Origin of the sequence: Nocardia sp. NPDC049526, assembly GCF_044465765.1 — a bacterium.
In the GTDB taxonomy this organism is placed as follows: domain Bacteria; phylum Actinomycetota; class Actinomycetes; order Mycobacteriales; family Mycobacteriaceae; genus Nocardia.
In genome coordinates this window covers 30,302-51,948 of sequence record NZ_JBITMA010000029.1, presented here as the reverse complement: position 1 = coordinate 51,948, position 21,647 = coordinate 30,302, and the positions used below count along the sequence as shown (strand labels likewise).

Genomic DNA, 21,647 nt, shown 5'->3' with positions numbered 1-21,647 from the left:
AACTTCAACGCCTGCAACGCCTTCTGCGCCTCCGGCGACAACCCACCCCCGGACCCATCCGCGTCCGCACCATCAGAACCGGTACCAGTACCGGTGCCCGTGCCGCTGCCACTGCCGCCACCACTGCCCAAACCGGCCAACGCCGAGGCCAGCATCGGCAACACACCCAACGCCATCGCCCCAGCCGAGAGCGCGGCAGGCGCCAACGCCGCCACCGTATCCGGATCCACCAACGGCGCAGCCTCCGCAGGCGCCGCCTGCCCCTGCGGCGCCGGTTGCGCAGCAGGCGGCTGCCCCGCCGACTGACCCGGCGGCGCAACAACATTCCCCTGCGGCACAACAGCAGAACCCGGAGCAGAACCGCCCTGCGCCGCTTGCCCCTGCGGCGTCGCGGGCGCACCGTTCTGCCCCGGTGCCGGTGATGAACCGTTCTGCCCCGGCGGCGTACCGGATCCCGGATTCACCGGACCGGTACCCACGCGCGGTTTTTCCTTGCGCTCTTCCTTACCCGACCACGGCGTCACCGAACCGGATTGCGAATCCGCCTCTCCCCCAGTACCTTCGGTCGGCTCGTCGACCACTTCGACCTGGTAATCCGCAGGCCACACCTCCGCACTGGTCACGACCCACCCCCCAGCACTCGCTTGATGCGGACATCACGGCCGGTCGGCATCGACTGCTCGACGAACCGGCCGGAATAGGGATCATAAGTCATGACTTGTGTTGCGCCGAGGGCGATTCCGGTCCGGGTGGGAGCGTTGCTGCGGTAATCCCAGAAGACCAGATCACCCGCCGACACCGCGGCGGAATCGACCCGCTGTCCACACGCGGCCTGGGCCGCAACGCTTTTCGGAAGCACGATCACCGCCTTCCCGATACTCGACGATTGCCCGCACGCGACCGCCGCCGATCCCGGCTGCGACGATGTACCCCTCGCGGGCGGTGTCACGGGTTCGGTATCGTCGGGTGGCTGCGCCGTCGGATCGCAATGCCCGGTCATCGCGGCGGCCGAGGCCTGATAGATCACATCCCGCGTCAGCCCTGCCGCACTCGAGGGGCCACTCGACGCACCGTCGGCACTTCCTGCCGAAGCTTTCAGTGCGTGATTGACGGCCAATTCGCGGGCACAGTCGCCGAGCAATCCGCTCATGGTCGTCTGCAGCGGCGGCAGTTGATACGGCGCCGTGTGGATCGCGCTCGCGCAGGCGCGCTGCCAATCAGAGGCGGTCGTATCATCCGGTGCCACAGTCAATTCCGCGTAGGGGTTGGCGGTAGGTGCGGTCGAGGGCGCAGCGGCCGCCCCCGAACTGGAGACAGCGGTCGTGCGGGGGGTGGAGGTCTCGGTCAGCGACGGGTCGGGACCCACCGCACTGTCGCACTGATAGTGCAGGTCGGCTGAGATGGCCGATGTCGTCCCGCCGACCACGAGCACCATGATGACGAGAAGCGTGCCCAGTCCGGACACCGCCGCCAGCAACAACCACGCCCAGGCGGGAACCATGGCGAGGAACATGAGCCGACCGATCATCGAATACCTCTCCGCACAGGACGAGCGACTTTACCTTTCCGAGGTGTAGACCTAATTCCGCAGCAGCCGATCGACCTGACTCATTGTCCTTACCCAGCTAGGATGATTCGGATTTGTTCCGCGTGGCGTCACCGTATTCGACAGATCGCCGGTACGACCCGCGGCCAAATGTTCTGTTCGAACAGCCTGGTAGACCGTATCCCGGAGATCACGAATTGCCTCTGGATCAGCCACGTTACCAATCAGCCGTTCGGTGGCCCTCTGCGCGTCCTTCGCGTGCTCGTTCATAACCCACTGCTTCATACGATCCGCCGTCGTCTCATCGACACCGGCATCGAACAGCCTGTCCCTTTCGGCGGTCCCGCTGCCACGGACATATCCGGAGGCACCGTTGTTTATCACATCATTGAGCGCCTCCATTTTCGCTCGCGCCGCATCAGGATCATAGTTAGCGTGACGGGCACGGCCATTATTCATGTACTCCTCGACGTAATTCACATGCGATAAATGCGGATCGACGTTATCGGCCAGAGTAACGCCGCCCGCCCTGACTCGGCGGAACTCCCGGGCCGCCTGCTGCAGGGTCCCCATATTGGCCGCGACCTCCTCGGCAGTGCCGTTGCCATTGATCAGCAGGCGTGCCGAATTCTGGGTGTGCCGCAATGCGGCAGCCAAGAACGCCAGGTCGCGATCCTGAAGTGGTTCGTTGGCAGCAGCCCCGGCGATGGTCGCACGCGAACGTGCCGCGAGTCGCGCCCTTTCCTCATTTCGTGCACCGGAACCGAGCATAGCCCCGTACGCATCAGCCGCAGTGCCACCGACGTCGATAACACCTTGCACCGCTGCGGCATTGCCCAGGAACGAGTCCAAACCGCCGTATGCTCCAGCTTCCGCGCCAGCATTAGCCGCAAAGAGTTCGCGGTTCATGTAAGACTGCGAATACCAGCCGAATCGCCCACCGAACCGCCCGTCCTCGGCCCACACACCTCCCTGCGCTTCCGTAATCGCCTTCTTCAGCCTGGATTGCGGATGGAACGATCCGGGCAGCCCCATCATCATCCATTCGGTCAACGGCGAGTTGGCAAGCGTGCTCGCGCCACCCATCATGGCCATCAACCCCATACCCCCCATCTTGTGGCTCGTGCCGAATTGCCCCATACCCAAGGCCGTCGCGCCACCGCCACCACCGCCCGAGCCAGCTCTGGCGCCACCGTTCTGAATGGCCAGCGCAAAACGGTTGGCAATCCAGTCGTTGCCCTTCTCCAGACCCGCATTGAGACGCTTCAACTGGAAGATCGCGACGATTTCCACGATCGCCACGATGACGAACACGGACATGACCTGGCCGCGCGCCTGCTGGAACAGATCGCCGAGAAACAGCTCATAGACGCCGAGAAATATGACGAACACGGCCATGCGCGCGGCCGACACGAATCCGTGTACGACACACCGAATGGTGAATGTCTGCGTCGGCCCGTACACGAATCCGCCCGCGGCGAATCCGAATATCGTCATGAATCCGTAGTAGATCGAATCGAGCGCGGCCCAGATGACCTTGATGGCCAGGTATGCGCCGAAAAGCAATAGCACCGTACCGGACAGCAGCAGCAGAATTCCGGCGCCAATTTGACCGACGCTCGGGTTATCGGCTGCCGAATAGGCGGCGCTGTCCCCGCACGACTTCATCCCGTTCTTGACCCGGTCCTCGTCACCGGCCATGACACCGGCCGACCACGCCGCCCGGCAGGACGCCCGGTCGTCGACTACATGCCCGAAGTTCCACACCTGCAACGGACTTCGGGCGAAATTGTCCGCCATGTCCGCCTGCATCGTCTGGATCAACTGGTTCGGATTCGGATTGCTATTGCCGTTCAAACCGGCCGCCACCGAGATACCCAGATTCCGCCCCTGCGCCAGCAGTCCGTCCGGCGCCAGCACCTCAGCCAGCGGCTCGGCCAAGAACAGCGGCCCGAGTATCGCCACCCCCACCATCATCACGACCTGCATCGAGGCCTTGGAGAAATAGCCGCGCACGATGAACACGCCCACGGGAATCCCGCCGATCGCCACAAAAGTCACCAGCATGATCGGTGTCGCGATCTGCCCCGACAGACTGTGGGCCACGCCCTCCAGCGGTTTACTGACGACGGTCAGCCACCCGAAGTCCAGGGTATCGGTGGGCAGCCAGATCGCGGTGACCGTGATGACGAGCCAGATGGCGAACAGCACGATGATCAGGAACGACATCACGAGATTTCCCGGGTTCAGCACACCGCCGCGATTGGTGGCGAACAGGTAGCTCGAAAGTTCCACACCCGACGAATCTTTGACGCGCATCCAGCTCAGCGCACTATTAGGTGCGGACACGGTCCCCGTGCTGGTTTCGGCCGTGGCCAGCACCGCCATGATGCCCGGGCAGAGGAACAGCACGACAAGAGCGATAATTGCCCACGTGGTCCAGCGCCGACGGCGCGTCGCGCCGATCCACTTGCGACATCGCCGGAACAGTGCCGACGGTCGCCATCGAACGGGATCGAACAGCTCCGATTCTTCCGCCGTTCCGAAGTCGGACAATCCTCGTTGATCACCGCGACCGGTACCGAATCTCACCGGACTGCCTGTCTCTCCGGAGTCGCGGTGCGCGCGGCCCCGCCGGAAGTCGGCGTGCTGGTAATCGCCGTGGCTCGATCGATACGGGCCGGTCCGAGCACCTTGCCGCGGCCGATCCGGTTCAGCGCGTCACGCATGAACATCTCACCGCGGCGTTCCTCGGGCACTTGACGGCCGGCACTGACCGGCGGGGAGGTCTCCTCCCGCAATACCTGCAGTAGAAAGGGCGCTTCCTCCAAATCGACGCCGAGCCATTCCAAACTGTTGCGCGCCAAGGTCTCATCACGCTGACGGAAAACGAACCGGTTCGGAATGAGATTGTGTGCCGCGCCCTGGAAGTCGGTAGCCGGATCGTGCGAGGCCAACCCGATCGCCGCCAGATGCTTACGACCGTCTCGGCTGAAGTCCGAGGTGACCGCGGATCCGACCTGGGTCTGCGTGAAATGGTGCGCCTCATCGCCTACCAGCAGCCCGAATCGACCGTTATCGGTGAGGAATGCTTCCCGGGCGGCCACACCGACGAGTTCGTACAGCGCTGTTCCGAGCCGTTTCGTCAGCGGCAATCGGTTGTACAGATGCGGGGTGGTGAGCTCTTCCGCGGTCGGCAGCGCCAGCTGGTGACTGCGAATGACCGTGGCGGCGGCATTGAGCCGCAAGGGTTTCAGCGACGGGTCGAACAGGACCGGCACCCGCTCGACAATCGTCCCCAGGCGCGCGGCCAGGTCGGCGTATTCCTCCTGATTGCCGGGCTGATCACGCAGTCGTCGCACGACATGGAACAGATCGAGCAGGCTCCGGATGCCGTGTTCGGCAATGCCCCGCGCCGTCAGCAGATTGCTCGCGGCGGCACCCGCGCCGGAAGTCGGCGACAGATCCAGCAGTGGCAGGATCGAGTCGAGCGCGCGCTCGCCGGCGATCCTGGGTTCGAACATGCGCAACGGGTCCAAGGACACCGTCGGATTCGCCAAATCGATGACAACGGCATTATCGATCGCGGCGGCGAAATGCGCCCATTCCCCGACCTGACTGCGGTCGATGGCCAGGAATTGCCCGCCCATATCGTGTACGAGCACCGCCATGAGCTTCAGAAAATAGGATTTGCCCGACCCGAGTTCACCGGTGACCGCGAACGAAGCGGATAGATCGTGCAGCGCGGCTTCCATGATGCCGAAGTGGATCGGCTCGTATTGGCCGGATAAAAGATTGATCCCGATCACCGGACCGCTGTCGTCGCCGATCTGGCTGGTAATGAACGGAACGAAACCGGCCCACATATCCGACGGCACAATATGCGCAAAATCGTCGAAAGCGCGCCGCGGCGGACTGCCGGGCACCAGCATCGACCACAGATCGACCTGGGTGCCGAGCGGGGCGGTCATATCGACCTGGAATCGCTTGTAGCGGCGCTTCAGCATATTGACCGCGTCCATCGTGACATCGCGCGAGGGCCCACCGATGGCGATGACGGTTGTGAAGGACACCTCCGACTCACCGCCGTTGACCTCGAAATGCTGGTTGTATTCACCCAACATCTGTGCCTTCGAGGTCAGTGTGTTCTGCGCGAACGACACCTCCTGGTCGCGCTGATCCATCTGCTCACCGAGTCGGCGCAGGCTCAGTTCGTTGTTCTTGAGTACCTGGTCCGCGGGCTTGGTCGACACCCGCATCCCCCAGTCGACCGTGACGTCGCCGAGGCCCTCCAGCACATTCAGGAATTCGCTGCCGCCGGGAAATCGCATGCCCGCGTACGGGAACGAATGTGGGGTGAGCATGGCCTGATAGGACGGGCGATACTCGTAATCCGGCTGCACAACCTTGATCACCGGGACGAACGAAGGCCGTATCCGCCGGTTGCTGTCGGCCTGGGCGCCCTCGTCGAGCGCCGCCGAGGAGAACACGGCCGCTGTGGCGTCGTCCAATGCGCCGACCCGAGTCGGGGCCACCGGATCACCCGCCGCGCCACGCGACAGGTAGTGCTCCCACAGCCACTGGAATAGCGCGGCGGGCACCGGTACCGGATCGAAATCCCCGCCGATCCGGGACAGAATCTCGTTCGCCTTGTCGTCGTAGGCATCCAGATCCGCGCGGGAGATGGCGGTCGCGTCGATCGTGGTGGTGCTGCCACGCCACATACGCGACAGCGCCGAAATACCGGAGTTCGCCGTGCCGACCGGAATTGTCAGCAGGAAGATCCGGGTCTGCGGTGAGATCGCGCGGACTCGCTCGTACGAGGCGACCACCTCGTCGGCGTAATCCTCACATTCGTCGAGATCGACGCCCTCCACCATCTTGGTCAGCACGTCGATCGTGTTCAGCCGCGCCTGGATGCCGAGCAGCAACGAACCGCTGGGCAAGCTGTTGATCAAAGCCTGGTGGGCCAGCTTCACGTCGTGCTTGTCGCCCGCCTTGCGCAACCCGTAGCCGAGCGGATTGATGAAATAGGTCGCGGTGACCAAACCCGAATGGGTGAACTGCAGATTTCCGCGAATCGCGGCGGTGGGCTGTAGATCTCGTCCGAACGCCATTCAGCGGCTCCCTTCCGATGCTGGGCCACCGTTGCCGTTGATCCAGTTGCGCAGATCCGCCCCGCTGCCGCCGACACCGATCACATCGACCAATCGGAAATCGGGTTTCGCGCTCTCCACTGCCTTCGTCGGACTATCCGGCAAGACCAGGACGACGGACTCTTCGATGAACATGGTGTGACGCGCCGAATCGGCGTTGACCGGCATACCTGATGCGGACACCGGCTTGCGAAATACGATGAGCCGACCCACCCACAGCGCCCGAGAAATCATCCGAACACCGGTGTATGGCACCAGCCCGATTGCGAAGACCACCCCGATCGTCAGCACCAGCCCCACCAGGAAAGTGACCGCCGGATTGACCGGAAATACCATCGCGCATACCGAGGTGATCAGCATCAACACCACCGCGCCCGCGACCTGGGGCAAGGTGTACGGCCCGAAAGGCAGTTTCTGCCCGTTCTGGGCCTTGCCGATCATGGTGGGAACCCGCTTGATCGGTGTGAAGACCTTGATCACCTGCTGACTCATCGATAGCCACCGATGGGGTGATCGGGGACCACGATGCCGGAGTCGGTGCGCGCGTAGTTGACCAGTGTCGGGAGTATCCAGAACAGGACCGCGGCCAGCAGCGCCGATCCGGTGACGGCGAGGATTTTCGCGGGCGACAGCTTGGATTTGGCCGCCTCGGATATCAGCACAGCCATGCTCAAGATGGTGATCAAGATCAGGCCCGCCCAGCGGACGAAGATCAGGATGTTGTACAGGATGGCGCTCAAATTACCCATGGCCGTGCCTCTTTCGTATCAGTTCTGGGTAGCCCGCGGAATCTGCACCGTCGTCGACGGCAGCGACGTCGTCGAGCTTGGCGCACTTGCGCGCGAGTTCTGCTGGTCTGCGATCACGGCAGGCGGGTTGGTCATCGCGGGTACCGCATCGACCGACTGCACCTGCCATTGGCCACCATCGCGGACCATGGTCAGCGGATAGGCGAGCGTCGCGACCGCCCCGCCGTCGGCCTTGGGATTGACGGTGACGAGCACCTGCGCGCTCGAACGCGAGGTACCACAACTGTTGTCGTCCGAGGTGACCGCGACGGTCTCCACGGCGGTGAACGGGGCCGGGCGTAGTGCGGCGATGCCCGCGTCCAAGGTGATGTAGCGACCTACATCACCATTACCCGTCAGATAGGTGGTCAGAAAGCCCGAAGCCACTTGAGAGAGCGGCGTATCCGCCGTACACGGCGAGGAGTATGCCTGGGCCAGATCAGCGCCCCGGCTGGGCGGCTCGACCAGAGCGGGCAGTGCGAGTGCTCGCAGCCGACCGTTGAGAACCGATATCCCGACCCGATAGAACTGCCGGGTGTCCGCGCTGGTGTTGCTGCTGTTGGCGCTGGTGCCGGTAGCGCTGCTGGCGGTCGAAGCGGATTTGCCCACCTTGACCGATACGGTCACCGACCAGACCTCGAGTGTGTCGAAGCTCCCCACGCGCGATACATACACCACGGCAGGATCGGATACCTGGCGGGCCGTCGAGGGCAGCGTGATCTGCTGCGCACTGGATCCGACGTATTCGCCGAGCCGATCCTGTTGTCCGGCAACCGAACTCAGGTAGGTCACGATGAACTGCTGAGCGAAGGAGCCAGCCAATTGTGCGCGGCCGATGGTCGCGGGCGTCGCACTGTCGGATGGAGGCGGCGGGTCCGAGGCGAAAAAATCGAGGATCGCGTGACCGCCACCGAGCACGGCCAGCACCGCGAGAACGGCAACGATCACATTGTCGCGGCGGCGGCGTGCGACCATTCGGCGAAGTAATTCATCGCCCGAATCCGTCGATCTGCCAACCATTGTCCGCACTCCCGAAATGGTAGAGAGCACCATCATTTCCAGCCCTCGCCATCGTTCCCAACATTGGGGACAGCCCGTCAGTACACAGGACTACGTTTCAAGCGATGCGCGAGCCGATACTGCAGCTGATCGTCGTACCCGATCGGCGCCTGCCCCTGCGGGGTTTCCAGTGCGTTGCGCCCGGATTCCAGCATCGGCATGTCATCGGCGACGCGCACCAGCTGGGCGATCGCGAGTTGCCGACTCGGATAGCCCGGATACGGATAAAGCAGCAGCGACGTCGGCGTGTAACCGCCGCCGTAGTTGAGGGCTCGCACCGTGACACCCGCGGTATCGCCGGACTGCAGTCGATCGCTCAACGCCATCAAACGGACGCGGTCATCCGGATGGAAGACGTCCACCGGCCGGAACAGATAGTCCCATCGGATCCAGGGCGCCGGATCCGTGAGCCAATGCGAGATACTGGCGCGCTCGGTCTGGACGATCGCGAGGTGGGTTCCGGCCCGCCGGTGGGCTTCGCGCAATCCGACGCGTTCCAGGGTCGGCCACTCCGAGAGCTCATTATCCGAGGTGACATCTTCGATCAACAACCACGCGCCGTGCGTGCGAGCGTCGGCGCGGGCCCGGATACTGATCCGCCACCGCCCCGGTCGCTCTGGACCATCGGTCACCGTGACCTCGAATTGGAGCTTGTCACCGGCCTTCGGACTGTAGAGCAGATCCAGGACCTCGGCATGCCGATTGAAGGCCGAGATCCGATGGAACAACTCCGCGATCGACATAACCGGCACATGCTGCTCGGCCGAGTTCCCCGTCAGCCGGGTAGCACCGATCGGCTGCTGAATGGTCTGGGTATCGAGGTCCCAGATCGCCCCCACCGCGGGCGGTAGTTCCGGACAGGTCGCGGCGGCGGAGCCCATCCACAAACGCACGGCGTGCACATCGCCACCTGGCCCGAACACCGGCCGTATCCGCAACGCGTGCGGCCCCGAACCGGTCGCGAGGGTCAGATCGACATTCTCGGCCTCGTCGCGCGCCGCCCGGATCGCATCGATCAGGCTCCGGGTTTTGAGGCTGTCGTAGAGCGCGGGTGTCCGCGTCATCAGCCGCTGCAGCACACGCTGCCAGTCGGCGAATCCGCGCGGTGCGTCTCCGACCGATGCCACCGACATCGCCTCGGGCGTCAACGTCTCGATCGTTATCCAAGGATTTACTGCGCCACTTGCCATCGCACTGCCCGTACCAACCGTTCGTCGGAAGCCGCCACCTGTGTGTGACACGGATAATGTACCGCTATATAACGGCTCGTTCAACAGGTTTGCGGATGTCGACATCAGTTGCAGTCTGCATGACGCGACCACCCGATGTTCACCGAGCGGTCTTTTCTTAACGTCCGCTTAAGAACGTGTGTACAGGCATCAGAATTCCCGCAGCTCAGCGCAGTTCGCGCGAGATGCGGCAAATCACAGCAGAATGCCTGAGACCAGCGACGAACGCACTGGTCTCAGGCCGTATTTCAACGCCCGCAACCGCGACGGGCTAGCCCTCTCCCGCCGTCAGTGCCAGCACACCGGCACCAGCCAGCACGCCCACCGCGCCGAGTTCCGATGGCACGACCCGTAATCCGGTCAGATAGCCGAGCCGGGCATGCGTCGCGACCGCAGCGCCGAGCGCTTTCCACAGGGAGGTACCCGGCACCGCCAGCGGGCCGCCGATGACCACCAGATCCAGGTCGAGCAGTGCGGCCACCGAGGCGATCGCGCGGCCGAGCGCCGTCCCGGCCCGGCTGAGCGCGGCATCGGCGAGTTCGTCACCCGCACGCGCCTGACCGACCAGGTCGTCGACCGAGGTGCCCTGCCAGCCTTGCGCGCGTGCCCATTTCACCGCGGAGATTCCGCCGGCGACCGCCTCCAGACAGCCACGTCCGCCGCATTCGCAAGGCTCATCGAAGCCCGGCACCAGCACATGGCCGAGGTTTCCCGCATTTCCGGTCCGGCCGACCACCACGAAGCCACCGACCATGACGCCGGCACCGATCCGGTCCGAGACCATAACCGCAAGCGCGTCGAGTACGTCGTTCGTCGCGCCGAAGTTACGCTCGGCCAGGCCGAGGCAGACGCCGTCGAGCGCCAACTGGACGATGGCGTTCGGAAACAGCTTTTCCACTGCCGCCACAATCCCGAAACCTGTCCCCCACTCGACGATACCGGGCGGTGCGACCACACCGGCGGCCATATCGAGCGGGCCGACGGAGCCGATTCCGACCCGAGTGACATCCTCGCCACCAGCGGCCTCGAGTAGCAGGTCACGGCAGCCATCCCAGGCCGCGCGGGCCGGGATCGGGATGCGTCGGATCTCGTCCTCGCCGACATTGTCGGCCACCCGACTTACCGCGAAACCGTTCGGCCCGATCTCCAGAGCCAACATCGTCATGAGTTACACACCGCCAGAATGAAGTCCGTCGTGAACAGTGGACGAAGCATAGGTCAGTGTGCGCCGGTTCCGGTCGGTTCCAGTCTCCGACCGAGCACGATGTGACGGCGTGGGGCCGCCGGAGCGGGTTCGGCGGGGGCCGGACGGGAGCCGGTTCGGATGATCCGCAGCGGCCGCTTGTGATCGACGGGAGTGATGCGATGGCGGTCCAGATCTGTGACGACCTTGCCCGCGCTGTCATAGGGCACTCCGGCCCAGATCATCGCGCGGGGGCCGGTACCGCGCTCGATGAGCGTCTGCGCCAACTGTTCGCATTTCGCGAACACCGGGCAGCTCTCGCAGGTTCGCATTGCCGCACGCCACGATTCCGGAGTGCCGACGTCCAGATCCCAGTCGTCGGGACCGTCCGCGCAGGGCGGCCGATGGGCGGACCCGCTGGGGAGCGTCGAAACCTTTGCTGTCGCAACGGTTTCCACGACGCGGGAAGAAGATTGCGTGATGCTCATAGCCGTCTCCGGGGATGCCGAGGGCGCGCCAACTCCGTTGTGCGGGCCCATTGGTCGGGCGGTCATCAGGGCTGCTCAACAGTCCCCGGAAGGGCCAGCGTTGATTGCTGGTCCACGCACGTTAACTCACGATTCGTCAGGGAGCAATCGCTTCTGCCGCTACTTAACGGCACGTTGACCAACATGTGATCTTGGCGTATCGTTAGTTAACGGTACATTTGTTCGCGGGCCATCCGCTGAGGAGCGAATTGTGGTTTCCTATGGATATGGCTGTTGAGTCCGAGTACACGATCGACGAGCTAGCGCGGGCAGCCGATACCACCGTGCGCAGCGTCCGCGTGTACCACGAACGAGGACTCCTTCCATCCCCCGATGTCCGGGGGCGCATCGGCTATTACGGGTCGGATCACCTCAACCGATTGCAGACGATCAGTCGCCTGCTCAGTCGGGGCATGAAGTTGAACGGGATTCGGGAACTGCTCGAGGCCTGGGATCGCGGTGACGGATTGGCGGAGGTGCTCGGTGTCAACGACCAGCCGGTCTCCGAGCCGACGACGGTCGCAGCACCCGGCTCCCCTCGGCCGCAGCGCAGGCAGGCTCCCCCGGAACTTCCGGAGTACGTGCAGCAGGCTCTCGCCGCCAGCGGCGATCCACACGAGGCCTACCGGATGACCAATCCGCGCTGCGGCGACCTGACCACCCGACTCGTCGATGCGGGTATTTCCGCGCGCGACGCCTTCGAACTGGTCGAGCGGCTCAGAGCCGATTGCAATCAGATCGCCGATCAGTATGCGACCCAACTGTTCTACTTCCTGGCGGGCCAGACCTACGAACAGTCCGGGCGCACACCGAAGGACCGCGCCAAACTCGAATCGGATTTGGCCATTGCCCGACTGATCGCCACGCGCGCCACATCGGAGCTGATCGATCAGGCCTTCGCCAGACATTCCGAACTGCCGCCGAGCTGATATCGAATCCTGCCCAAAACAATTCGATGTGCTTTCGGTAACAGTCGCGCGGATCTCCATACGAATTTTTTACGAATCACCCTGAGCCCAAAGGGTTTTCGGTGTTCGACCACCAATTATGTTCATATGCGTGTTCGGGCGATCGGATAGTCTCGTTGGCAAGCGGATCAGGGATGGCCGAGCGGGCCGCCCGAATGCGCTGTCGGACTTGGAGTTCTGGGATACGGCGCGCTGGCGGCCGCGTGTGGTGCTGCGTCGATGCGGGCATTGGATCGGCGCAACTCGGCTGCGCCGAACAGCGGTCAGGCTGCTGTTCGCCGTATTCATACTTTTCGTTATTCCGATGACGATCGGTGCGGTGGCGACGGCGCAGACGGGGACAGATACCACCGGGGCCTCGACGATCGATGCCATCGGCTGGATGGAGGTCCGTGATTCATCCGGAGTACCGCTGGCCAATTACGTTTTCACCACGAACCACGGCAACGTCCTACACCCCGGGAATGCGGCGCTATCGACCATTCTCGATCTGGAATTCGCCGGGTTCATGGCCACCGAGGTGACCGGCATCTGGGTGATCCGTTATGTGGTGAGCTTCCGTTGGCTCGACCTCATCGCGCAGCCGTTGACGCGGGTCGCCGACACCCTCTCCGGCCAGATCGCCACGCCGATCGTGCTGACCCTGGCCGTATCGATCGGCGCGTTCTTCGTCGCCTGGTTCGTAATACGCGGACACTTCTCCAAGGCCACTCTTCAGGTCGTGACAATGCTCGCGGTCGGTCTGTTCGGCGTGACGTACTTGGCGCATCCGATGGCCGATGTGCTGTCCTCGGACGGGCTGCTCGCGCAGGGCCGCGACGTCGGTGTCGCGGTAGCCGCAGGTCTGAACGGCCAGGCGAACCCGAATACCGATGCGGTCGTCACTTCCATCGAGGGCACGCTCGCGGACAACTTCGTGCGGTATCCGTTGCAGGTGTGGAACTTCGGCCATGTGGTGGACGAATCACCGGCCTGCCGCGCCGCATGGTCGGCCGGAGTAGCGGCCGGTAGCGATGACAAGGTCGCCAGTGGTATGAAGCGTTGCGGTGACATCGCGGCATACACCAAGGCCGATAATCCCAATGCGGGTCAGATCTGCACCGGCCTGCTATTGCTGATTTTCGCCGCCGTGCTGCTCATGTTCGGCGTTTACCTCTCCGGAAAAATCGTGGTGGCCGCGGCCGAGGCGATCTATCACGCCTTCATGGCCATCTTCGGATTCGCCGCAGGCGGATTCGTCTACGGACCGAGCCAGACCTTCCTGGTGCGCAATCTGGTCGATGCCTTCGTCTCGGCCGGGAAAATGATCGCCTTCACCGTCTATCTCGGCATTTACGCTCTTGTTCTGGGCGATGTGTTCAAACAGGCGCAAGGCCATGGCATCGCGGTGATCTTCATCGGCGGATCGTTCATGCTCGTCGGAATCGTCTTGCTGCGCCGGATGAGTCGAAGTCTGGCCGGCGCACCCGGCCGCATAGCGGGTCAGATCGGTGGTGTGCTGGCGAATGGACATGCCGCCCCGGCCGGTGGCGGCGGCGGGGGACCCATGATGGGGTCGGGCGGCAGCATGTCCGGAAGCCAGCGGCTTGTCACCGCACTCGCGGCAATCAACACGGTCAACGCCAGTCCGGTAGCCGAATATCTCATGGGCCGCAGACGATCACCGTTGAGCTCGCGCTCCGGGATGCGGCAGCAAGCGGAGCTGGCGAACATGCGGATGGCGGTGGAGGCGGACCGGTTCGGCTGGATCCGCAATTACTACCGCACCCGCGAGCAGATCATCGACTCCGCCAGGTCCGCAGCGGCGACCTATGGCCACACGCCGATGGGCGCCGCCGTCGCGATCGATCGGGTAGTCGACCGCGGCGCCAGCCTCGGCGATGCCGAAGCGGCTTTGTTCAGTGCCGGATTCACCGATAAGGAGATGCGAACCAACGCCATCAAGGCCTACAACTACCGCACGAGTTGGGGGCCGAATATGTGGGACGGGGACAAGCATGTCGGGCAGGCCATTGCCTCGCTCGGCGTGCTCAAATTGGGCGAGACCCCAGCCAACGTCGCGCTGTTCAAGCGGACCGCGCATCGGCTGGCGGAACGTCGCTTCGCCGATCCCGATCTGCAGTTCAGCAGCTTCACTGCGCCGGAGCAGCAGTTCCTGCGCAACTACTTCAACAGCCCGACCGAGCCGGTCATCCATGCCATCCGGGATGTTGTGTCGGGCACCGGGAATACGTTGCCCAACCTGACCGGCACCGTAACCCGAGACCGTGCCGCATTGATGAACAGATTCATCAATGTGCACCTCAGCCGGGAGTACCTGGCCGCCGCCGAAGCCGAGAACTTTGCGGGAGCCTCGGAAATCCTGCAGAAGATGGCACTACCGGAGTACTGGACCGGCAGCAGCACCCTCACCCCGTCGAAAGCCATTCCGACGTTCTAGCCACACGCCCGGCCGAGATGCCCCGATACAACTGCCGGGCACGTTGCCGCACTGCGATTTCGTGCGCGACGCAACAGAAGGTGCCGCCCGAGCATCATATGGCTCAGCAACTCCGCCGCGACAAACCTCGTAAGTTCAGCCGCGTCCATTTAGCATGCAGAGTGGTGGCCGGAGGCACGCATCGACTGTCCCGGCACGGGAACGACATATGCGACCAGCTGATGATCTGTACGTGGCGCAAAATCCCGGTCATTGCCAGCGCAACCGATCGGGATAGTGGAAAGCCGTGCTGGACCGGAGAATTCCGGTCCAGCACGGCTCTATGTCGATCGTTGTTCAGCCGACCTCGAACAGCTGCGCCGCCATGCGACGGCTTGGCTTACCGTTCGGCAACTGAGGTAGCCGCTGCACGATACGCAGCCGGCCCGGAATCTGATGCTCGGCCAAATGCGCGTGGCAGTGGCGCATGATGTCGCGTTTGGTGGTCTGCGAACCCTCGCGCAAGTGGACGACCGCCGCGACGTCATCGCCGAAATGCGGATGCGGCACCCGGGTCGCGAGCGAGGAGACGACGTCTGGATGCTCGTCCAGCGCGGCCTCGACATCGACCGGTGCGACCGCGTGGTCGCCGCGATGTGCGATTTCACTGAGCCGCCCCAGGATTCGCAGGCGGCCGTCTTCTTCCCGGCGCGCCACGTCACGGGTGCGCAGCCAGCCGTCGGTAGTGAAGGCGGCAGCGGTGGCCGCGGGATTGCCGACATATCTGCTGAACAGTGCCGTGCCGCGGACTTCCAATTCGCGCCCGCCCGCGATTTCGTCACCGGCCAATCGGAATTCGACGCCGGTCGGGGTACCGACCGTGCCGGGCACCCGCTCCCACGACGGCGGATCGGCCGCCGCCTGGTGGCTGGTTTCGGCCAGTTCCAGGGCCTCCACGACCGGGCAGTCGAGCAGCCGTTCCGCGCGCTCGGCCGCGAGGCGGGACAGCGGGGCCGACGCGGTGCGCAGAAAACGCATGCCGCGCGCCCGCTTTCGCGATGCCACCAGTCCCGCGGTGATACCGGCCAGCTGCATAGGCATCACCGTGAGCCAGGTCGGCGCCGCCGCATCCAGCAGTCGGTGCGTTTGTCGCGCCTCACCCGCGCCGGGCAGCACCATGGTGCACCGGCTGCGCAACGTCGCCATCAGGTTCGCGAACAGGCCGTGGCTCTGTGCCCACGGCAGCAGCGCGATGGTGCGGTCGTCCGGCGTGAGAGCGAAATGGTCTGCGACAGCGGCGATTCCGGCCGCGATGTTGGCCTCCGACAGTGCCACTGCCTTCGGCGCTCCGGTGGAGCCGGAGGTGAACAGGATCAGCCGGTCGTCCTCGTGCACCGCGGGTGCGGGCACCGTCGGTATCCAGCCGCCGCGGCGCGCGGGCGGGGCCGGGATCCACTCCAGCTGCGCCGGGGGTTCGAACGGGTTGCGCCACAATAGCGTCGGCGACTCGATCGAAGCGAGGGTCGGCGCGACCACCACTCGGGGCCGAGCCAGTGTAAAAATCTGCTGTTTCTCCCGCGCACTCAGCCGCGGATCCACCGGCGCGAATACTGCACCGATATTCCAGGCGGCCGACATTACGGCGACGAAGGCAGGCGAATTCGGTAGTTCGGCGACCACTACGTCACCCACACCGACGCCATTCTTCTTCAAACTCCGTGCGACGGTCTCGGCCCACGACTCCAGCTGACCGAATGATAGAAGCGGATCGGCATCGACGGAAACAAGAAACGGCCGATCGCAGGCATCCATCAATAGTCCTTCCGATGGCGCGGGTGGTGTCCCACTCCCGTTGCGGAATTCGATATTCCGCAATCGGGAGTGGGGTCACGAACGGCACCCATCGCAGGTCGCGGCGGCTTTCCCCGGCACCTCCCGGCAAGGGGGAACAAGAGGTGAGCAATGGAACCCGAAGGGCCGCGCGACCAACGCCTTTCCGCATCGTGACGCCTCCGGCACCACATCGAGGTCCAATTCTTAGCGGTGCCAGGGCAGAACAGTACCGCCACAACACGGCCGCCCGCACAATCCCCATTCCCATTTTTGGGAACGCGACTTACGCTGCACTGTCTGGGATCAACCGGAGGGTGCATGTCTGGTCAGTACGAGCCGGTCGGCCGCAAAAGGGATGCGGCCGCAACGCGACTCGCCATTTTGGCGGCGGCACAACAACTGTTCGCCGAACGCGGCTACGAGCGCGCCACGGTACGCGAGATAGCCGCACGGGCCGGAGTGAATCAGGCGCTGCTGTTCCGTTACTTCGGCAATAAGGACGAGCTGTTCCGTGCGTCGATAGCGGACCGGGGTCGGCGCGTGCTCGAGGAGGGACCTGCCGAAGCATTGCTCAGCCGCCTACTGGCACGCGCGCTGGAGCCGACCGGCTCTGCGGCACAGTCACATTGGCTGCAGGCCGCACTGCGCTCCAGCGGACATGACGAGGGCGCGGCCGCGGTGCGGCGGGAACTGGGCGACGAGTACGTGGGAGCGCTTTCCGCACTAACTGATGGTGCCGATGCCGAGTTGCGTGCCGATCTCCTGCTCGCATGGCTGCTCGGCATCGGTTTGGTTCGCTCGGTACATCGCCGAGATCCGCTGGCCGGCGCCGATCCAGCGGCGGTTGCCGAGCATGTGCTGCGCGCCGCGCGGGTGCTGCTGGAACGGGTGGATGTGAAATTTCCACCGTCATAACGGGATTCAACCGTTGACGGGCCACCACGCCCTCCCTACCATCAGATGTAAGCACTCGCTTACATCGCTCGGACGCCCCTCGTCGGTGTCGCGGAGGGAGATCGCATGACTGTCGACCACGAGGTGCGAAGCTTTCCCTTCAGCGCCCCGACCCGCCTGGATATGGATCCGCTCTACGCGCGGCTGCGCCGAGAGGAACCGATCAGCCGCGTCCGGCTCCCCTACGGTGGCGAGGGCTGGCTGGTCACTCGTTACGAGGACGTCAAACAGGTACTCGCCGACCCGAGATTCAGCCGTGCCGCGGCGGTCGAACGCGAGGATATTCCGCGCACCACGCCGGAACCCGCGCGCCGCAATTCGCTGCTGAGCATGGATCCACCGGAGCACACGCGGCTACGCAAACTCGTGGTCAAAGCGTTCACCGGCCGCCGGGTCCAGGCATTGCGCCCGCGCGCCCAGCAGATCGTGGACGAGCGGCTCGACGAAATCGAGCGATCCGGCCCACCGGCCGATCTGGTGCAATTGCTCGCCTTGCCGCTGCCGGTCACCGTGATCTGCGAAATGCTCGGCGTCCCACCGCAAGACCAGCACCGCTTCCGGGATTTCTCCGATACGGTGCTGTCCACCACCGCATACACTCGCGAACAGATCAGCGCCGCACGCGCGGGCCTGGAGGCGTATCTCACCGAGCTCGTGGCGCAGCGTCGCGAGCAGCCGACCGACGATCTGCTCGGCGCCTTGGTCGCCGCGCGCGATGACGAGGACCGGCTCAGCGAGGCGGAGTTGGTCAACCTGGGTATCGGCTTGCTCATCGCGGGCCACGAGACCACCGCCAATCAGATCGCCAACTTCACCTATGTGCTGCTGACCGAGTCCGAACACTGGGAATCGCTCTGCGGCAGACCAGAACTCGTCCCCAGCGCGGTGGAGGAACTACTGCGCTACGTCCAATTGGGTGCGGGCGGTTCTTTTCCCAGAATCGCCACCGAGGACCTCGAGCTGGGCGGGGTCGGAATCCGGTCCGGTGAGTCGGTATTCGTCAATACCCAGGCCGCCAATCGCGACGAGACGGTCTTCGATGATCCCGAAGACCTGGACCTGACCCGAGAACGCAACCCGCACATAGCCTTCGGACACGGCGCGCACCACTGCCTCGGCGCACAACTGGCCAGGGTGGAGCTGCAAGTCGCGCTCGGGTCACTGCTGCGACGGTTCCCGACCCTGCACCTCGCCGTACCGGTCGACGAGGTGCCGTGGAAGACCGGTCTGCTGGTGCGCGGACCCAAAGCCCTCCCGGTCGCCTGGTAGGCGTCTCCCGAGGCGACAGGTTGCCGCGATATCGACGCAGCCCGGCGCATCTTCTGCCGTGTCGGGCACGAAATCGCGGGACAAAACTTGCGTGGCGCGTGCATCGGTGCGTGGGAAACATCCCGAACCCGAGGCTCAGGTCGCCGAAGAGGCTGAGCCTCCCCTCGACCCGGCCGACCACGCGCTCACCTGCGCAACGAGCCGACGCGGCGCGAACTGCTGGAACCCCCGCACCGCCGCCGCGCCGGCTGTGCGGCACGCAGAGGCGAAGCCGCCGTCAGCGCGACTCTCCAAGAGCGGCCGCGACCTCATGGCACGACTCCCGCAGCAGATCGCAGTAGTCGTCGAGATCCGGGACGATATCGGGATCACATGCCACGGATACGGTGAAGGTGTCACCCGCGCCGACGAACGAATGCGCCAATCCGATTTCCGGATATACCGGCGGCAGCATGCCCGCGAAGTGAAACGGCTTGCCCGCCAGTGACCATTCGACGGTCGGCGCACAGCGAATGCTGGTCAGGATGGTGTGTGCATAGGCCGGGGCATCCGGGTCGGCGGGCGCGAGCGTACCGAATCGCGTTCGGTAGGTGCGGCTGGGCAGCAAGTCGACGAGTCCGAGTCGATTGAGTTCCCGGCGACCCGACGGCGAATCGCGGCGCATGCGAAGTGTGGCGTCGACCGCCCGTGCACGAACGGCGAGGTCGGGTTCCGCAGCGGCCAGCTCGACCGCGGCGGCCCCGACGTAATTGACACCCATCACCGGCGCGTCGGGCACCGCGACGGTCACCAATACCGCGAGATCGTCAGGACACGAGCCATCCCGCTTTTCGAGATAGCGTTGCATGGCGCGGGACATCGCCGTCAGTCCGAGGGCCGTCACCGTGATCCGCGGAGCACGAACGACCCGCAGTTCCAACGGAATCGACCGCATCGCGCGTCTCGGCCCGATCCGACGATTGAGCACAGTAGCGGTGACCGGTGGCGTGTTCGGGCCGCTGTCGTCGTTTTCACGGGCGATCCGACGCATCTCACGCCGGACGCGGACATTGAAACGCAGCGCCTGCAACGGCCAGCGCAGCGCACCGGCCACGGCGGCAAGCGCGGGACGCGGGCGTTGCGCCGCGGGACCTTGCCCCTCGATCCGTAATGGCACCGAAGCGAACAACGCCTCCGACAGCGACGTCATAGCCGGACCCGCCATCAGCGCATGACTGACGTGTATCAGCACTACGGTGCCCACGCCACTCGGTGTCGCAATGCCGGTCACGTTCGGAAATACGTGGAGCTCCCAGGCACTGACCCCAGCGTCCAGCGGCTGCGCCAGAATGCGCCCGATCTCGTCCTGGCACTGCGCCCAATCCAGTTGCGCCGCAGCATGAGTGACGATGTGCGCGTCGATCGGACTGTCATCGACCACCCAGAACGGGTGCCCGAGCCCGCCGGGCACCTCTTGGATCCGACGGCGCAGCGGTTCGAGGAGCTCGGCCCGGGCCTCGAAGTGATCGGCGATATCGGCAGCGGTCAGCGGTGCGTCGCCGTTGTCGAATACCCACCACATCGGCCAGTCGGTGACCCGGCCCGAACGGGCCAAGTAGTAATAGGCGGCGTCATTGGCCACCAGCTGTGCTTCATACATCATGCTGCTCTCGTCGATCCGATTGCTGCACTATGCCATCCGTCAGGGGGGCGTCACGTCTCCCGGAATCGAAATGGGTGTCGGCGCTACCGATCAACTCCCGGGTCCCCGGCCGCCTCGCCGAGGGACCCGGCGCTTCCTCAGCTACGCGACACTTTCGGCAACAGGGAACGCCAACCGCGTGTGCTACCCGACGCGGGGGCGCTCACCGCGGACAGGGCGGCGAATTCGTCGTCGGTGAGTGTGATGGTGGCGGCGGCGGTGTTCTCCTCGAGATGCGCCACGCTGGAGGTGCCGGGAATGGGCAGGATGACCGGCGAGCGGCGCAGCAGCCAGGCGAGCGCGAGTTGGGACGGGCTGGCGTCGTCGCGCACGAGGCTGTCCAGCGGACCACCCGGACGCGCGAGATCGCCGGTGGCCATGGGGAACCAGGGGATGAAGGCGATATTGTTCGCCTCGGCGTATTCGAGTACGTCCTCCGCGCTGCGGTTGGCGAGGTTGTACTGGTTCTGTACCGAGACGATATCGGCGATCTTGCGGGCCTTGTCGAGCTGAGCGACGGTCACCTCGGAGAGGCCGATATGGCGGATCTTGCCCTCTTGCTGCAGCGACGCCAGCTCGCCGAGCTGGTCGGCAAGCGGCACCTGCGGGTCGATCCGGTGCAGCTGGAACAGATCGATGCGTTCTACATCGAGATGGCGCAGACTCAATTCCAGCTGCTGGCGCAGATATTCGGGGCGGCCGATCGGCACCCACTCGCCCGGACGGGGGCGGGCCAGCCCGGCTTTGGTCGCGATGACCAGGTCGTCCGGATACGGGTGCAGGGCCTGGCGGATGAGAGTTTCGCTGACGAACGGACCGTAGGAATCCGCGGTATCGATGAGGGTGATACCGAGCTCGACGGCACGACGCAGTACGCGCACGGCCTCATCCGGATCCTTCGGGTCGCCCCACACACCGTCACCGGTCAGCTGCATTGCGCCATAGCCCAGGCGTGTGACCGGTAGGTCACCACCGAGGGCGAAGGTGCCCGAGGCAGCGGCGGGACGGGACTGGGCTTCGGCGGTCATGCTTTCC

Annotated in this window: 16 protein-coding genes and 1 pseudogene; 4 read left to right on the top strand and 13 right to left on the bottom strand. The window is 64.6% G+C overall.

The window, feature by feature from the left end:
• The 10 genes and pseudogenes from ACIBW7_RS42410 to ACIBW7_RS42365 all read right to left on the bottom strand — a co-directional run.
• Nucleotides 1–623, bottom strand: a pseudogene (locus ACIBW7_RS42410) (hypothetical protein); the annotation flags it as partial.
• Entirely contained in the window at nucleotides 620–1,528 is a 909-nt protein-coding gene (locus tag ACIBW7_RS42405; protein ID WP_397056697.1) for a hypothetical protein, read from the bottom strand. The pseudogene ACIBW7_RS42410 and the gene ACIBW7_RS42405, both read right to left, overlap by 4 nt.
• Nucleotides 1,529–1,579: 51 nt before the next feature.
• Nucleotides 1,580–4,102: a hypothetical protein gene (locus ACIBW7_RS42400; protein ID WP_397056695.1), complete on the bottom strand. Its 2,523-nt coding sequence runs from the start codon at nucleotides 4,100–4,102 to the stop codon at nucleotides 1,580–1,582.
• Between the two features lie 32 nt (nucleotides 4,103–4,134).
• Entirely contained in the window at nucleotides 4,135–6,663 is a 2,529-nt protein-coding gene (locus tag ACIBW7_RS42395) for an ATP-binding protein (protein ID WP_397056693.1), read from the bottom strand.
• A complete protein-coding gene (locus ACIBW7_RS42390; protein WP_397056691.1) occupies nucleotides 6,664–7,194 on the bottom strand; it encodes a hypothetical protein in 531 nt (176 codons plus the stop codon).
• Nucleotides 7,191–7,451, bottom strand: coding sequence for a hypothetical protein (locus tag ACIBW7_RS42385; RefSeq protein WP_397056689.1), 261 nt, complete (start codon nucleotides 7,449–7,451; stop codon nucleotides 7,191–7,193). The genes ACIBW7_RS42390 and ACIBW7_RS42385 overlap by 4 nt, the downstream gene beginning before the upstream one ends.
• Before the next feature lie 18 nt (nucleotides 7,452–7,469).
• On the bottom strand, nucleotides 7,470–8,510 hold the full coding sequence (locus ACIBW7_RS42380) for a conjugal transfer protein (protein ID WP_397056699.1): 1,041 nt from the start codon (nucleotides 8,508–8,510) through the stop codon (nucleotides 7,470–7,472).
• 77 nt (nucleotides 8,511–8,587) lie between these two features.
• Nucleotides 8,588–9,739 carry a GAF domain-containing protein gene (locus ACIBW7_RS42375; RefSeq protein WP_397056687.1) on the bottom strand — a complete coding sequence of 384 codons (1,152 nt, stop codon included), beginning with the start codon at nucleotides 9,737–9,739 and terminating at the stop codon, nucleotides 8,588–8,590.
• Nucleotides 9,740–10,049: 310 nt separating this feature from the next.
• Nucleotides 10,050–10,943, bottom strand: coding sequence for an ROK family protein (locus tag ACIBW7_RS42370; protein ID WP_397056685.1), 894 nt, complete (start codon nucleotides 10,941–10,943; stop codon nucleotides 10,050–10,052).
• A 53-nt stretch (nucleotides 10,944–10,996) separates the two neighbouring features.
• Nucleotides 10,997–11,449: a hypothetical protein gene (locus tag ACIBW7_RS42365; RefSeq protein WP_397056683.1), complete on the bottom strand. Its 453-nt coding sequence runs from the start codon at nucleotides 11,447–11,449 to the stop codon at nucleotides 10,997–10,999.
• Nucleotides 11,450–11,715: 266 nt separating this feature from the next.
• Between ACIBW7_RS42365 and ACIBW7_RS42360 the strand changes: the two genes are divergently transcribed.
• Both ACIBW7_RS42360 and ACIBW7_RS42355 read left to right on the top strand, forming a co-directional pair.
• Nucleotides 11,716–12,417 (top strand): MerR family transcriptional regulator, encoded by a 702-nt coding sequence (locus ACIBW7_RS42360; RefSeq protein WP_397056681.1) that lies wholly within the window; start codon nucleotides 11,716–11,718, stop codon nucleotides 12,415–12,417.
• Between the two features lie 130 nt (nucleotides 12,418–12,547).
• Nucleotides 12,548–14,896, top strand: a complete 2,349-nt coding sequence (locus tag ACIBW7_RS42355; protein WP_397056679.1) for a hypothetical protein — start codon at nucleotides 12,548–12,550, stop codon at nucleotides 14,894–14,896.
• 336 nt (nucleotides 14,897–15,232) lie between these two features.
• Here ACIBW7_RS42355 and ACIBW7_RS42350 read toward each other — a convergent pair whose 3' ends face one another.
• On the bottom strand, nucleotides 15,233–16,687 hold the full coding sequence (locus tag ACIBW7_RS42350; protein ID WP_397056677.1) for a class I adenylate-forming enzyme family protein: 1,455 nt from the start codon (nucleotides 16,685–16,687) through the stop codon (nucleotides 15,233–15,235).
• Between the two features lie 339 nt (nucleotides 16,688–17,026).
• Between ACIBW7_RS42350 and ACIBW7_RS42345 the strand changes: the two genes are divergently transcribed.
• Both ACIBW7_RS42345 and ACIBW7_RS42340 read left to right on the top strand, forming a co-directional pair.
• Complete coding sequence (locus ACIBW7_RS42345) at nucleotides 17,027–17,623, top strand: TetR family transcriptional regulator (RefSeq protein WP_397056675.1); 597 nt, start codon at nucleotides 17,027–17,029, stop codon at nucleotides 17,621–17,623.
• Between the two features lie 105 nt (nucleotides 17,624–17,728).
• Nucleotides 17,729–18,931, top strand: coding sequence for a cytochrome P450 (locus ACIBW7_RS42340; protein WP_397056673.1), 1,203 nt, complete (start codon nucleotides 17,729–17,731; stop codon nucleotides 18,929–18,931).
• Nucleotides 18,932–19,208: 277 nt separating this feature from the next.
• On the opposite strand, the gene ACIBW7_RS42335 is transcribed toward ACIBW7_RS42340, so the two are convergent.
• Nucleotides 19,209–20,573 (bottom strand): wax ester/triacylglycerol synthase domain-containing protein, encoded by a 1,365-nt coding sequence (locus ACIBW7_RS42335; RefSeq protein ID WP_397056671.1) that lies wholly within the window; start codon nucleotides 20,571–20,573, stop codon nucleotides 19,209–19,211.
• A 137-nt stretch (nucleotides 20,574–20,710) separates the two neighbouring features.
• Nucleotides 20,711–21,640, bottom strand: a complete 930-nt coding sequence (locus tag ACIBW7_RS42330; protein WP_397056669.1) for an aldo/keto reductase — start codon at nucleotides 21,638–21,640, stop codon at nucleotides 20,711–20,713.
• Between the last annotated feature and the right edge of the window lie 7 nt (nucleotides 21,641–21,647).

What these genes read in the sequence shown, in the direction of transcription:
- ACIBW7_RS42335 (WP_397056671.1), bottom strand. Translation starts at nt 20,573, where the DNA reads ATGATGTATGAAGCACAGCTGGTGGCCAATGACGCCGCCTATTACTAC.
- ACIBW7_RS42330 (WP_397056669.1), bottom strand. Translation starts at nt 21,640, where the DNA reads ATGACCGCCGAAGCCCAGTCCCGTCCCGCCGCTGCCTCGGGCACCTTC.
- ACIBW7_RS42345 (WP_397056675.1), top strand. Translation starts at nt 17,027, where the DNA reads ATGTCTGGTCAGTACGAGCCGGTCGGCCGCAAAAGGGATGCGGCCGCA.
- ACIBW7_RS42390 (WP_397056691.1), bottom strand. Translation starts at nt 7,194, where the DNA reads ATGAGTCAGCAGGTGATCAAGGTCTTCACACCGATCAAGCGGGTTCCC.
- ACIBW7_RS42350 (WP_397056677.1), bottom strand. Translation starts at nt 16,687, where the DNA reads ATGGATGCCTGCGATCGGCCGTTTCTTGTTTCCGTCGATGCCGATCCG.
- ACIBW7_RS42365 (WP_397056683.1), bottom strand. Translation starts at nt 11,449, where the DNA reads ATGAGCATCACGCAATCTTCTTCCCGCGTCGTGGAAACCGTTGCGACA.
- ACIBW7_RS42340 (WP_397056673.1), top strand. Translation starts at nt 17,729, where the DNA reads ATGACTGTCGACCACGAGGTGCGAAGCTTTCCCTTCAGCGCCCCGACC.
- ACIBW7_RS42370 (WP_397056685.1), bottom strand. Translation starts at nt 10,943, where the DNA reads ATGACGATGTTGGCTCTGGAGATCGGGCCGAACGGTTTCGCGGTAAGT.
- ACIBW7_RS42405 (WP_397056697.1), bottom strand. Translation starts at nt 1,528, where the DNA reads ATGATCGGTCGGCTCATGTTCCTCGCCATGGTTCCCGCCTGGGCGTGG.
- ACIBW7_RS42360 (WP_397056681.1), top strand. Translation starts at nt 11,716, where the DNA reads ATGGCTGTTGAGTCCGAGTACACGATCGACGAGCTAGCGCGGGCAGCC.
- ACIBW7_RS42395 (WP_397056693.1), bottom strand. Translation starts at nt 6,663, where the DNA reads ATGGCGTTCGGACGAGATCTACAGCCCACCGCCGCGATTCGCGGAAAT.
- ACIBW7_RS42385 (WP_397056689.1), bottom strand. Translation starts at nt 7,451, where the DNA reads ATGGGTAATTTGAGCGCCATCCTGTACAACATCCTGATCTTCGTCCGC.
- ACIBW7_RS42380 (WP_397056699.1), bottom strand. Translation starts at nt 8,510, where the DNA reads ATGGTTGGCAGATCGACGGATTCGGGCGATGAATTACTTCGCCGAATG.
- ACIBW7_RS42375 (WP_397056687.1), bottom strand. Translation starts at nt 9,739, where the DNA reads ATGGCAAGTGGCGCAGTAAATCCTTGGATAACGATCGAGACGTTGACG.